Genomic DNA, 13,664 nt, shown 5'->3' with positions numbered 1-13,664 from the left:
ACACCCGCCTCAGCGCGGCACGTCATGCGCTGTGAGGGCGCGCGCCACCCCGTTCTCGTGCGGCCCGAGGAAGTGCGGGTCGGGGCGCAGCACCGCGTCCACCGCGGCCTTGTCCGCCGCCAGCAGCTCCCGGACGCCGCCCGCGTACCAGGTCGCGTCGTGCGGCTCGTCGACGGCCACGCCGTACGCGTCGATCCCGGCGGCCGAGCAGAGCGCCAGGGCCCTGCGTATGTGGAAGCCCTGGCTGACCAGGACCGCGTGGTCCACACCGAAGATCCGCTTGGCACGGCTGCACGAATCCCAGGTGTCGAAGCCGGCGTAGTCCAGGACGACCTTGTCGGAGGGGACGCCGTGGGCGGTGAGATAGGTGCGCATCGCACTCGGTTCGTCGTACGACGTACGGCTGTTGTCGCCGGTCACCAGCACCACGCGGATCCGGCCCGTCCGGTACAGCGTCGCCGCCGCGTCGAGGCGGTGCGCGAGATACGGCGACGGCTTGCCGTCCCACAGCCCGGCGCCGAACACCACGGCCACCGGCTCGCGCGGCACGTCGGCCAGGCCGCGCACCCGCCCGTCCCCGGCCAGCTTCAGCCAGGTCGCGGGCAGCAGCGCCAGCACGCACACCACCACCGTCCACCGCACGAGGCGGCGCCACCCCCGCCGGGTCCGCGGCAGCCGCGGCCGCACCCGCCCCCGGAATCGCGCCCTCCAGCCCTGGCCCCCCGCCGTACCGTCCGCCCCCGCCGTACCCTCCGCGGCCGTCACCTCGTCCACCCCCTGCCCCCCTTGCCCACGCCCGGCGTCGATCCCGCTTCCCCAACGGGACCGACGCCGGACGCCCCCGTTCGGTTGCGCGTGAACCACACTAGGACCCCCCACTGACAACGCCCCCTGAGCACCCCGCGACCGCCTCCGCGACCGCCGCAGGGACCGGTCCCGCGACCGCCCCGGCGCCGGACCCCTCACACCTCTGCCGCACCGACGTGAGCCGGTCGAAACCGGCTGTTATGTTCGCGCAATGACCGGGCAAACTCGGGCCCGCAGGATCGCGGCATGACACCTCACCGCGCCGCACTGCCGAAGGCCGGCGCCGCCCCCACGCTGGTGGCCGTCGCGCACGGCAGCCGCGACCCGCGCGCGCTGCGGACCGTACGGGAACTGCTGGCGCGCGTCCGGGCCCGCCGTCCCGGCCTGGACGTACGGCTCGGCCACATCGAGCTGAACGAACCGCTGCTGGAGGAGACCCTCGCACGGCTGCGCGGCGCGGCCGTCCTCGTACCGCTGCTGCTCGGCCGCGGCCACCACGTCAAAGTGGACCTGCCGGACGCGCTGGCCGCGGCCCCGCACCTGCGCGGCCTGATCGCCGCCCCGCTCGGCCCGCACCCGCTGCTGGCCACGGCCCTGCACGCCCGCCTGACCGAAGCCGGCTGGCCCGCCCCCGGACACACCGCCCCCGGACCCACCGGCCACGACACCCGGACCGGCTCCGCCGTCGTCCTGGCCGCCGCCGGCTCCCGCGACCCGGACTCGGCCGCCGGCACCGCCCGTACGGCCGCGCTGCTCACCGCCCGGCTCGGCGGGGTGCCGGTGCTGCCCGCGTACGCCTCGGCCGCCGCGCCGACCGTCGCGGACGCCGTCGCCGCGCTGCGCGCCCGCGGCCACCGGCGGATCGCGGTCGCCTCGTACTTCACCGCGCCCGGCCGCTTCGCCGCGCAGACCGCGGCCGCCGCTCCCTGGATCGCCGCCGCCCCGCTCGGCGCGCACGAGGCGATGGCCCGCCTCGTCCTGCACCGCTACGACGAGGCACTGCGGCCCGGCGTCACCCTGCGCCCGCCCGCGCCCCGGCACCGCACCGTGCTCGTCTGACACACGTCCCCCAGCGACGGCCCGCGAAGTCCCGCCCCCGCGACGCCGCCCGACGCCGCCCGACGCCGCGCGAAGTCCCGCGACGACCCACCCCGGCGACGACGCCCGGCCCTCCCGGCGGCCCCGCCCGACACCCCGGCGTACGCCGTCCGTCACCGCGGCCGGTTACCGTCGCAGGTATGGACGGGAACGACCGGTCGCCGCGCGCGGCCACCGCGCACCTGGGACCGTACGAGCGGTACGGGCCGTACAGCGAGGCCGACATGGAGCGGTACGTGCCGGAGCCGGACAAGCGGCCCGGGCGTACGGCCTTCCAGCGCGACCGGGCGCGGGTGCTGCACTCGGCCGCGCTGCGCAGACTGGCCGGGAAGACGCAGGTCGTCGACCCGGGGGTGAACAGCGCGGCGGCGGTCGACACCAGCCCGCGCACCCGGCTGACGCACTCGCTGGAGTGCGCGCAGGTCGGCCGGGAACTGGGCGCGGCGCTCGGCTGCGACCCGGACCTGGTGGAGACCGCCTGCCTGGCGCACGACCTCGGCCACCCGCCCTTCGGGCACAACGGCGAACTGGTGCTGGCCGAATTCGCCGAGGACTGCGGCGGTTTCGAGGGCAATGCGCAGAGCCTGCGGCTGCTGACCCGGATCGAGCCGAAGAAATTCGTTCCCGACCCGGCCGGCGGCCCGGCGCCCGTCAGCGTCGGCCTCAATCTCACCCGCGCGGCCCTCGACGCGGCCACCAAATACCCCTGGCCGCGCGGCGGTCACCCCGGCGCGCCCGACAGCCCGAAATTCGGCGCCTACGAGGACGACCTGCCGGTCTTCGGCTGGCTGCGGCAGGGCGCGCCCGACGACCGGCGGTGCTTCGAGGCGCAGGTCATGGACTGGTCCGACGACGTCGCGTATTCGGTGCACGACCTGGAGGACGGCCTCCAGGCCGGGCACATCGACCCCGGCGCGCTGCGGTCGGCGCCCGAGCGCGCCGAGGTGTTCGGCTGCGCCGCCACCCGTTACGCGCCGCCCGGCACCGATCCGGCCGAACTGTCCGCCGCGCTCGACCGGCTGCTCGGCCAGCCCTGGTGGCCGCACGGCTACGACGGTTCCGGGCTCGCGCAGGCCCGCCTCAAGGACGCCACCTCGCAGCTGATCGGCCGCTTCTGCCTGGCGGCGGAGAACGCCACCCGCGAGCGGTACGGCACGGGCCGCCTCACCCGCTATCGCGCCGAACTGGTCGTGCCGCGCGAACAGCGCCTGGAATGCGCCGTGCTCAAGGCGGTCGCCGACCGGTACGTGATGCAGCGCGCCGCGCAGGCCAGGCGGCGCGCCGAGCAGCGCGTGGTGATCGGCGAGCTGGCGCAACGGCTGCTGGAGCGCGCCCCCGAGGGCCTCGACCCGCAGTTCCGCGGGATCTTCGACGCGGCGCTCGACGACCGCGCCAGGCGCCGCGCCGTGGTCGACCAGATCGCCTCCCTCACCGACGCGGCGGCCACCGCCCTGCACGCCCGGCTGCACGCGCGCGGCGCGTGACGGCGCGCGTGCCGACGGGGCGCCGCCGGCCCGACGACCACCCGGCGGCCACCCCGGCGTTGCCCCATATGCCCCGTCCGGTACCGCTGGATACCCCTCCGGCATATGGCCGGATGCCGTACGGGTGGAGGAAGGAGCCGGTGAAGGAACGGCGCGGCGCTCTTCCGGACGGCCCTGACGTGCGGGACGCTCGTATGTACGCACAAGCGCAGCACGCACAAGAGCGGCACGCGCACCTCACCGACCCGCTGGAGGGCCACCGTGGTGGACGCACACGAAACCTTCGTGATCGTCGGAGCAGGGCTCGCCGGCGCCAAGGCCGCCGAGACGCTCCGCGCCGAGGGTTTCACCGGCAGGGTGATACTGATCGGTGACGAGCGCGACCACCCCTACGAACGTCCGCCGCTGTCCAAGGGCTATCTGACCGGCGGCGACGAGCGGGACTCGGTCTTCGTGCAGCCCACCGCCTGGTACGCGGAGCACGACATCGAACTCCACCTCGGCCAGCCCGTCGTGCACCTGGACCCGGCCGCCAAGACCGTACGGCTGGGCGACGGCACGGCGCTGGTCTACGACAAGCTGCTGCTGGCCACCGGCTCCGAGCCGCGCCGCCTGGACATCCCCGGTACGGAGCTGGCCGGGGTGCACCACCTGCGCCGGCTCGCGCACGCGGACCGGCTCAAGCACGTCCTGACCAGCCTCGGCCGGGAGAACGGCCACCTGGTGGTGGCCGGCGCTGGCTGGATCGGCCTGGAGGTCGCCGCGGCGGCCCGCGGCTACGGCGCCGAGGTCACCGTCGTGGAGCCCGCGCCCACCCCGCTGCACACGGTGCTCGGCCCGGAACTGGGCGCCGTCTTCACCGATCTGCACGCCGAGCACGGCGTCCGCTTCCACTTCGGCGCCCGGCTCACCGAGATCACCGGCCAGGACGGCATGGTGCTGGCGGTGCAGACCGACGACGGCGAGGAGCACCCGGCGCACGACGTGCTCGCCGCGATCGGCGCGGCCCCGCGCACCGCGCTCGCCGAGATCGCCGGACTCGACCTGGTCGACCCGGCCGACGGCGGCGGCATCGCCGTGGACGCCTCGCTGCGCACTTCCGACCCCGACATCTTCGCCGCGGGCGACGTCGCCGCGGCCGAGCACCCGCTGCTCGGCACCAGGCTGCGCGTCGAGCACTGGGCGAACGCGCTCAACGGCGGCCCCGCCGCGGCCCGCGCGATGCTCGGCCGCCCGGTGTCGTACGACCGCGTCCCGTACTTCTTCTCCGACCAGTACGACCTGGGCATGGAATTCTCCGGGCACGCGGCGCCCGGCTCCTACGACCAGGTGGTGTGCCGCGGGGACGTGGGCAAGCGGCAGTTCATCGCCTTCTGGCTGAGCGAGGGGAAGGTGCTGGCCGGGATGAACGTCAATGTGTGGGACGTCACCGACCCGATCCAGCAGCTCATCCGCTCCGGCCGCCCCGTCGACCCCGAGCGGCTGTCCGACCCGACGGTGCCGCTAACCTCGTTCCTGGACTGACCAGGAGCTTTCTCCCGGTCGCAGCCCGCCGCAGCCAGCCGCACCCGGGAGGAAGCCCCCGTATGACCGCCGTCGCCCGTGTCGCCGCCGTGCCCGTCGAGGAGATCTTCGCCCTGCGGTGGGCGGTGCTGCGGGACGGTCAGCCGCGCGAGTCCGCCGTCTATCCGGAGGACTCGCGCGAGGGGACCTTCCACATCGCCGCGTACGACGGGGCCGGTGCCGTACGCGGCTGCGCGACCTTCTTCCCGCAGGCGCTGCCCGGTGAGGAGGGGGCCGGAGCGCCGGTCGCGTACCGCTTCCGCGGCATGGCCAGCGCGCCCGAGGCCCGCGGCCAGGGCTTCGGCGCCGCGGCGCTGAGCGCGGGGCTGCGCGAGGCGGCGGCCCGCGGCGCGGTCCTGGCGTGGTGCAACGGCCGTACGTCGGCGGCCGGTTTCTACGAGCACTTCGGCTTCACCGCCGTCGGCGAGGAATTCGTCATCGAACCGATCGGCCCGCACTACGTGTTCGTCACCAAGGATCTCGCCCGGTGAACGGGACCCCTTCGCGATCCTGACGTCTCACTTCGACAGGAAGAAGGCCAGCAGCCCCGACGCGTCCATGTCCAGGGCGGGTTCCGAACTCTGCCAGGATCGCACGTCGTCCACGTACTGGCTGCCGCGACCGTCGAAGGCGGCGTACGCGTCGGTGCCGTCGGGCGGGCACGGCCGCATGCCGCCCAGGTAGTCGCCGAGCCCGTCGCTGAACTGCCCGGCGCCATTGGGCCCGTTGACGATCGCACCGACCTCCAGCGGACGCGAACCGTCGAGGCTGCCCGCCAGATTGCCCAACTCCCCGGCCGTGCACGTCGGGAAGGTGTGCCCCTCGCCGACCATGAAGGACGTGCCCCAGGCGTTCGCGCCGAGCAGCCAGCCCAGTTGGCCCGCCGCGAAGCGGTCGTACGTACGGTCGCCGGTCACCGCGCGGTAGAGCCGGGCGGTGGCGGCCAGGCCCATCGTGTGCGAGTCCGCGTCGAAGTCGTCGTAGACCGCGCCCGCGTGGAAGGGGTCGGCCTTCGCCCGCTTCTCGCCCGTCGCCAACTGCCCCTTCACATAGCCGATCAGACCGTCGTACCCGACCGCCAGGCCGCGCGGATTTCCCGCCGCCCGGACCGCGCGTGCCAGATCGAGGTCGGCGAGCGCGCTGGTGTCGTACATGTTGAGCGTGTCGGCGCCGTCCTCGCTCTGGTGGCCCTTGGCCCAAGTCGCCGCCTGCTTCAGCCAGTCCGTGCCGCGCGGGTCGTGCAGCCGCTGCGCGGCGAGCGCCAGTTCGGCGCCGCCGAAGGCCATGTCGTCCTGCCAGCTGGTCTCCGGGTAGTAGCCGTACGGCACCGTCGTGACGAGCGTGCCGGGGCGGGGGTCGGCCAGGGTGTAGATCTGCGCGGCCGTGCTCAGGTACGCGCGCGCCTTCGCGGGGGAGACGGCGGCGTAGCGCTGCGCGGCGAGCGCGAAGTCGGCGGCGAGCCGGCCCGCCTGATTGGGGCTGAGCTTCGAGCCGGGCACGCCCGCCCGGAAGACCGGGCGGTTCTTCAGGAAGGGGTGCGCGGCGTCCTTGTCGTCCTTCTCCGGCAGCCGCCACACATCGTGGTCGCCGACGACGCTGCCGCTGTCCGTACCTGACCCCAGGCCGACCTGGATGTACAGCGTCTTCGTCTTCTCGTCCCACATCCTGTCCAGCCAGTCCAGACCGTGCCGGGCCTCGCGGCCGACCGCCGAGGACGGGCCGGCGCCGGTGTCCCGGGCGGCGATCTGGAGCGCGGCGACCGCGTAGGAGGTGGTCTCGGTGAACTTCAGATAGTCGCCCGCGTCGAACCAGCCGCCGGAGACGTCCACCGGGCCGGCCCCGGCGATCTTCTTCGGCGCGGCCTTGATCGTGTCGCCGTCGGGGTCGGTGAAGGACGGCCACGCGTAGACGGTCGCGTGCGCGTCGTTGAGGTGCGACGGCTTGCGGTGCAGCTGCCCGGGGACCGTCCGGGCGCCGTCGCGCTGGGCCTGGAAGAAGGCGGTCGCGTCGGCCGCGGGCCCGCCGTAGACACTCTTCGCGGAGCCGATGGTGAAGGTGGGGGAGGAGGCGTTCGCCGCGCCGCCGGCCACCAGCCGGTAGCTGCCGCTCCTGCGGACCGTGCTGAAGTCGATCGCGTAGACCGCCGGATAGGCGCTGTTCCACCGGCCGAGGCTCGCCCCGGTGGTGCCGTGCGCCACGGCCCGGCCGCGGCCGTCCACCAGCTTCCACGACGCCTTCGCCACCGGCGCCTTCACCAGCAGGAACGCCTCCTTGGCGGCGCCGCCCGGGTACCCGACCTGATTGACCCGGATCTCGCCGCCCGCCGCGGCCTGCGCGGTGTCCGCGCCGCCCGCCAGCGACAGCGCGGCCAGAACGGCGGTCGCGGTGACCGCCGTGCCCGCGGCGGTGGCCCAGCGGCGGAACGGCCTTCTGCGAAGTTCGGACATACGGCGGCGTCCCCCACAATAGGAAAGGTTCCTAACGATCGGCGAACGTAGTCCTCACCCCCGCTCCGGTCAAGAGCCGTGCCACGCACCGCTCCCGGCGCCGCACTGTCCCACCAGCGCCGTAGACTTGCGCGGGTGGCGGGCAGGATCAGGGACGAAGACGTGAAGGCGGTACGGGACGCGGTCCCGATCGACGCCGTCGTCTCCGAGTACCTCCAGCTCAAGAACGCCGGCGGCGGCAATCTCAAGGGCCTGTGCCCCTTCCACGACGAAAAGTCCCCCTCCTTCCAGGTCAGCCCCTCCAAGGGCCTCTACCACTGCTTGGCGGGTGAGACCCGGGTTCTGACCTGGGACGGCGTCAAGGAGATCCGTGAGCTGGCGGGCGGTACGCATCGGATCCTGACCCGCAGCGGCAACTGGTACGAGGCGCCGTTCCGGTCGTTCGGCGTCCAGCAGCTTCGGAAGATCACCCTCGGCAGGAACGGCCAGCGCAAGGAGATCTTCGCGACGGCCGGTCACCGCTGGTTCGTGCGTGCGGGCAAGGACCGCTACAACCTCCGTGAGGTCACGACCGAGGAGCTGCGGCCGGAACACCGCCTCGCGTATGTCTTCCCGGGATCGCGGGTCCAGCAGACGACGCCGTCACCCTTCGGCATCGCTCACGGCATCACGTTCGGCGACGGCACACTCAACGGCACGGGTTCGATGGCGCAGCTCGACCCCGTCAAGGACACCGAACTGCTCAAGTGGTTTCCGAACAGCACGATCGTGGAGAACCCGGATCAGATCGTCGTCCATCATCTGCCGAAATTCTTCAAGAGCCTTCCGCCGCTCGACGAGTCGGTGCCGTATCTGTACGGCTGGCTGGCCGGATACGTGGCTGCGGACGGGCATGTGGCGAAGGACGGCACGGTCAGCCTGAGCTGCGCGAAGCGCGAGACGCTCGAATACGTCAGGGCCCTGGCGACCCGCCTGGGCATCGGCACCTACGGCGTCACCGAGCAGGTGCGTGAAGGCTTCCCGGGTCGTGAACCCAGTTCGCTGTTCCGGATCCATTTCGTGCACGAGGACCTGACCGAGGCGTTCTTCCTCAATTCCGACCACCGGAAGCGTTACAACGACTGCGCCAAGGAATTCGTACGCCGGGGCTGGACGGTCAAGTCGGTGGAGGAGACCGACCGGGTCGAAGAAGTCTTCTGCGCCACAGTCGAGCAGGGGGCGGCGTTCGTCCTCGAGGACAACATCCTCACCGGAAACTGCTTCGGCTGCGGCGAGGGCGGGGACACCCTGGCGTTCGTCATGAAGGTCGACCATCTGTCCTTCACCGAGGCCGTCGAGCGGCTGGCCGGGCAGGCCGGGATCACGCTGCGGTACGAGGAGGGCAGCCATGTCCCCGGGCGGCAGCAGGGCGAGCGGATCCGGCTGGTCGAGGCGCACAAGGTGGCCGCGCAGTTCTACGCGGAGCAGTTGGGGAGCGCCGAGGCGGAGATCGGGCGGAAGTTCCTGGCCGAGCGGGGCTTCGACCAGGCGGCGGCCGAGCACTTCGGAGTCGGGTACGCGCCCGCCGGGTGGGACCACCTGGTGCGGTTCCTGCGCGGGAAGGGCTTCTCGGACAAGGAGCTGATCACCGCCGGGCTGGCGTCGGAGAGCCGCAGGGGCGGCGCGATCGACCGGTTCCGGGGGCGGCTGATCTGGCCGATCCGGGACATCACCGGCGAGGTGATCGGCTTCGGCGCGCGCAAGCTGCGCGAGGACGACCAGGGGCCGAAGTATCTGAACACCTCGGAGACGCCGCTCTACAAGAAGTCCCAGGTGCTGTACGGCATCGACCTGGCCAAGAAGGAGATCGCCAGGACCGGCCGGGCGGTGGTCGTCGAGGGCTACACCGATGTGATGGCCTGCCATCTCGCCGGGATCACCACGGCGATCGCGACCTGCGGCACCTCCTTCGGCGGCGACCACATCAAGATCCTGCGCCGGCTGCTGATGGACAATGCGACGGCCGAGGTGGTCTTCACCTTCGACGGTGACGAGGCGGGCCAGAAGGCCGCGCTGCGGGCGTTCGAGGACGACCAGAAATTCGCCGCCGAGACGTCGATCGCGATCACGCCAGGCGGTATGGACCCGTGCGAACTGCGGCTGGCCGAGGGCGACGCGGCGGTGCAGCGGCTGATCGACGGGCGTACCCCGCTGTTCGCCTTCGCGCTGCGCTCCATCGTGGCCCGCTACAACCTGGACACCGACGAGGGCCGGGTCGCGGCCGTGGACGCGGCGGTCCCGGTGGTTGCCGCGATCAAGAACCAGGCGCTGCGCGACCGTTACGCGATCCGGCTGGTCGGCATGGCGGGCATGGCCACGCAGTCGGAGGAGCAGTCGATCATCCGCCGGGTGCGGGCGATGGCCAGGGCGCGCGCGGCCGGCGGCGGCAGTACGACCAGCCGCCCGCAGTACGGCCGTCAGGGCGGTCAGGGGGGACCGGGCGGCGGGTACGGCGGCGGCCAGGACCAGCGCGGACAGGTCCCGGCGCAGAACGCGCCGCGCGGCCCCCGCCTGGACCTGCGCAGCCCCGCCCACCGTGTGGAGCGCGAACTGCTCAAGCTCGCCCTCCAGTACCCGAAGCTGGTCTCCCCGGCCTTCGACGCGTACGGCGAGGACGAGTTCACCGGACCGCCGTACGCCGCCGTGCGCCGGGTGATCGCCGAGGCCGGCGGGGTCGAGGCCGCCGAGAGCGACTATCTGGTCCGGGTCAGGGACGCGGCGCCCGACGACACCGTACGGATGATGGTCACCGAACTGGCCGTCGAGCCGGTGATGCACAAGTCGCCGGAGTTCTACGCGGGCGAGGTGCTGGTCCGGGTCCGGATGAACGCGGTGGAGCGGCGGGTGGCCCAGGTGCATGCTGCGCAGGCGCGTTTCGCCGCGCAGGGTGTCCCGCAGGACTCACCCGAAGTCACCGCCTCGCTGAGCGAGTTGTGGGCACTCCAGCAGTACGGGCAGCGGCTGCGCGAGATGGGCGCGGCCGGGCTGTAGGGCCGTACGGAGGCGCACGACGGTACGTGTGCCCGGCCTGTCGGGCGCGGCCCCGGCATATGCCTTGCGTCACCGCGCGGACGTGTCCGGTGACGTGGTGTGAAAAAGGGGCCGCACGACCCTCGTAGCGGGGCCGCGTCGTGGGCCACACTGGGTGACGGCGCCCAGAGCCGGTCAGGCAGCGCGCTGCGAGCCCGACGACGCGCTCACTCCGGAGGTCTCACCCGTGCAGACCCAGATCCAGAGCCAGACGCAGTCCCAGATCCCGATTCTCCCGACCGTGGCCGAGGTGGTGGCGATGGAGCCCCAGGCGGAACCGCCGGGCGATGTCGCGGGCCCGCGGGTGCCGGAGCAGCGCCCGGCCGCCGAGGGTCCGGTCACCGACGGACGGGTCACCGACGGGCCCGTCACCGACGAGCGGGACGACGAGGACCCCGAGCCCGTACGCCCGCTGCGCGAGGAGGCCGCCGGTCCCTCCGCGGACCTCTTCCGGCAGTATCTGCGCGAGATCGGGCGGATCCCGCTGCTCACGGCGGCGGAGGAGGTGGAGCTGGCCCGCCGTGTGGAGGCCGGGCTCTTCGCCGAGGAGAAGCTCGGCGCCTCCCCTGACCTGGACTCGCAGCTCGCCGTGGACCTGGACCGGCTCGTGGTGCTCGGCCGGATGGCCAAACGCCGGCTGATCGAGGCGAATCTGCGGCTGGTCGTCTCGGTCGCCAAGCGGTACGTCGGCCGCGGCCTGACCATGCTCGACCTGGTCCAGGAGGGCAATCTCGGGCTGATCCGCGCGGTGGAGAAGTTCGACTACGCGCGCGGCTACAAATTCTCCACCTACGCGACCTGGTGGATCCGGCAGGCGATGTCCCGGGCGCTGGCCGACCAGGCCCGCACCATTCGGGTGCCGGTGCACGTGGTGGAGCTGATCAACCGGGTGGTGCGGGTGCAGCGGCGGCTGCTCCAGGAACGCGGCTACGAGCCGAGCACCGAGGAGGTCGCCGCGCATCTCGAACTGTCCGAGGAACGGGTCAGCGAGGTGCTGCGGCTCGCCCAGGAACCGGTGTCGCTGCACGCGCCGGTCGGCGAGGAGGAGGACGTCGCGCTCGGCGACCTCATCGAGGACGGCGACGCCGCTTCGCCCGTGGAGTCCGCGGCCTTCCTGCTGCTGCGCGAGCACCTGGAGGCGGTGCTGTCCACGCTCGGCGAGCGCGAACGCAAGGTCGTCCAGCTGCGCTACGGCCTGGACGACGGCCGCCCGCGCACCCTGGAGGAGATCGGCCGGATCTTCGGTGTGACGCGCGAACGCATCCGGCAGATCGAGTCCAAGACCCTCAACAAGCTGCGCGACCACGCCTTCGCGGACCAGCTCCGCGGCTATCTCGACTGAGGCCCCCTCGCGCGGCGGGGAGCAGTCAGCCGTCCCTGCGCAGCCGGGCCAGCGGGCGCGGCGCCACCACGAACCCCTCGGCCCGCGCGCTGGCCAGCCCGATCCGCGGCAGATGCGCGCTCTTGGCGAAGAGCAGGAAACGCGGCTCCCAGATGGGCCGGTATTTCGCGTTGGCCCGGTAGAGGGACTCCAGCTGCCACCAGCGCGAGAAGAACATCAGCGCGGACCGCCACAGGCGCAGTACGGGCCCGGCGCCCAGCCGCGCGCCGTCCTCGAACACCGACCGGAACATCGCGAAGTTCAGCGACACCCGCTCCACCCCGACCTCGGCGGCCCGCTCGATCAGATCGAGCACCATGAACTCGACCAGCCCGTTCTCGCTGTCCCGGTCGCGCCGCATCAGGTCCAGCGACAGCCCCTTCGGCCCCCACGGCACAAAGCTCAGCAGCGCCTTCAACTCGCCGTCGGCGTCCAGGCATTCGATCATCACGCAGTCGCCGTCGGCCGGGTCGCCGAGCCTGCCGAGCGCCATCGAGAAGCCGCGCTCGGTGGCGCCGTCCCGCCAGTGGTCGGCGCGCTCCAGCAGCTGCGCCATCGCGTCGGCGGGGATGTCGCGGTGCCGCCGGATCCGGGTGGTGTAACCGGCGCGGCGCACCCGGTTGTACGCCTGCCGCACCCCGCGCATCGCCCGGCCGTCGAGCGTGAACTCGTCCGTCTCCACGATCGCCTCGTCGCCCAGCTCCAGCGCGTCCAGGCCGTGCCGGGCGTAAACCGTACCGCCCTCCTCGCTGGCGCCCATCACCGCGGGGATCCACGCGTGGTCGCGGGCCTCGGCCAGCCAGGCGTCGATGGCGCCCGGCCATGCCTCGACGTCGCCGATCGGGTCGCCGGAGGCCAGCGCGACCCCGCCGACCACGCGGTAGGCGACGGCGGCCTTGCCGCTGGCGGAGAAGATCACGGACTTGTCGCGGCGCAGCGCGAAGTAGCCGAGCGAATCGCGGGCGCCGTGCCGCGCCAGCAGTTCCCGCAGCCGGTCCTCGTCGTCGCGGCTTTGCAGGTCACGGCCGCGGGGGGAGCGGAAGAGCGCGTAGAGGACGGCGAGCAGCAGGGCCAGGCCCGCCAGATTGAGGCCGGCGCTGACCCACCGGCTGATGTGCAGATTCGGCTCCAGGTCGGAGTCGCGGCTCAGCGTCGCCAGCCGCAGCCCCACGTACCAGACGCGGTCGCCGACGCTCGCCCGGTCCGGGCCCACAGCGGTCACCAAGGTGGTGCCGACCAGCACCGACAGCAGCGCGCCGACGCCGAGCACGGCGAGCGCGAGCTGCGGATTGGTGCGGTCGCCCTTGCCGTGGAATTCGCGGCGGCCGAGCGCGCCGCAGCACAGCGCGGCCAGGGTGAGCGCGGTGGAGACCCAGTTGAACGGGTGCTGCCGCAGTTCGTCGTAGCACAGGCCCCACACCGACAGCGCCGCGTAGCCGCCGCACAGCGCCATGAACACCAGCCAGGCCATGCGCTTGTGGCGGGCCAGCATCATCGCCATGAAGAGCGTCGCCGCGGCCGAGCCGAAGCCGGCGAAGAGCATGAACGGGGTGAACAGCTCCCCGGAATTGTGCTCCGCCACTTCCTGACGGAGCGTCAGGGAGACGGCGGACAGCAGATCGACGACACCGACCACCCGCAGGTACCAGATGGTCGCCCGCGCCGTACGCCGTGCCAGCGGCGGATTCGCCCGGCCGCCCGGGCAGCGCGCCGGGTCCGTGCCCCGGCCGGCCCGTGGTGCGGCGGCGGCGGCCTCCGCCCCTCGGCTGCGGCTGCCCGGCGGTGCGGTGGCGGCGCTGCTCATCACTTCTGCCC

Annotated in this window: 9 protein-coding genes; 6 read left to right on the top strand and 3 right to left on the bottom strand. The window is 73.0% G+C overall.

Features of this window, described 5'->3' with window-relative positions; genetic code table 11:
- Nucleotides 1–9: 9 nt before the first annotated feature.
- Nucleotides 10–642: a SanA/YdcF family protein gene (locus BM076_RS14775; RefSeq protein ID WP_245796053.1), complete on the bottom strand. Its 633-nt coding sequence runs from the start codon at nt 640–642 to the stop codon at nt 10–12.
- Between the two features lie 411 nt (nt 643–1,053).
- On the opposite strand from BM076_RS14775, the gene BM076_RS14770 reads away from it, so the two are divergent.
- The 4 genes from BM076_RS14770 (at nt 1,054) to BM076_RS14755 (ending at nt 5,443) form a co-directional block, all read left to right on the top strand.
- Entirely contained in the window at nt 1,054–1,866 is an 813-nt protein-coding gene (locus tag BM076_RS14770) for a sirohydrochlorin chelatase (protein ID WP_093713944.1), read from the top strand.
- Nucleotides 1,867–2,045: 179 nt separating this feature from the next.
- Complete coding sequence (locus tag BM076_RS14765) at nt 2,046–3,389, top strand: deoxyguanosinetriphosphate triphosphohydrolase (RefSeq protein ID WP_093713943.1); 1,344 nt, start codon at nt 2,046–2,048, stop codon at nt 3,387–3,389.
- Nucleotides 3,390–3,650: 261 nt separating this feature from the next.
- Nucleotides 3,651–4,913, top strand: a complete 1,263-nt coding sequence (locus BM076_RS14760) for an NAD(P)/FAD-dependent oxidoreductase (RefSeq protein ID WP_093713942.1) — start codon at nt 3,651–3,653, stop codon at nt 4,911–4,913.
- 62 nt (nt 4,914–4,975) lie between these two features.
- On the top strand, nt 4,976–5,443 hold the full coding sequence (locus BM076_RS14755) for a GNAT family N-acetyltransferase (protein WP_093713941.1): 468 nt from the start codon (nt 4,976–4,978) through the stop codon (nt 5,441–5,443).
- Nucleotides 5,444–5,470: 27 nt separating this feature from the next.
- Here BM076_RS14755 and BM076_RS14750 read toward each other — a convergent pair whose 3' ends face one another.
- The gene (locus tag BM076_RS14750) at nt 5,471–7,399 is read right to left on the bottom strand and encodes a glycoside hydrolase family 9 protein (RefSeq protein ID WP_093713940.1); all 1,929 of its coding nucleotides are present in this window, start codon (nt 7,397–7,399) and stop codon (nt 5,471–5,473) included.
- A gap of 135 nt (nt 7,400–7,534) precedes the next feature.
- Between BM076_RS14750 and dnaG the strand changes: the two genes are divergently transcribed.
- Together dnaG and BM076_RS14740 are read left to right on the top strand one after the other, a co-directional pair.
- Entirely contained in the window at nt 7,535–10,429 is a 2,895-nt protein-coding gene (gene dnaG / locus BM076_RS37495; protein WP_093713939.1) for a DNA primase, read from the top strand.
- Nucleotides 10,430–10,583: 154 nt separating this feature from the next.
- Nucleotides 10,584–11,810, top strand: coding sequence for an RNA polymerase sigma factor (locus tag BM076_RS14740; RefSeq protein WP_093713938.1), 1,227 nt, complete (start codon nt 10,584–10,586; stop codon nt 11,808–11,810).
- Between the two features lie 25 nt (nt 11,811–11,835).
- Here the strand turns inward: BM076_RS14740 and BM076_RS14735 are convergent, their stop codons facing one another.
- On the bottom strand, nt 11,836–13,653 hold the full coding sequence (locus BM076_RS14735; protein WP_093713937.1) for a phosphatidylglycerol lysyltransferase domain-containing protein: 1,818 nt from the start codon (nt 13,651–13,653) through the stop codon (nt 11,836–11,838).
- Between the last annotated feature and the right edge of the window lie 11 nt (nt 13,654–13,664).

Origin of the sequence: Actinacidiphila alni (genome assembly GCF_900112845.1) — a bacterium.
Classification (GTDB): Bacteria; Actinomycetota; Actinomycetes; order Streptomycetales; family Streptomycetaceae; genus Actinacidiphila; species Actinacidiphila alni.
Note: the sequence above shows the minus strand (reverse complement) of the source record. Positions and strands in the feature narration are given on the sequence as shown.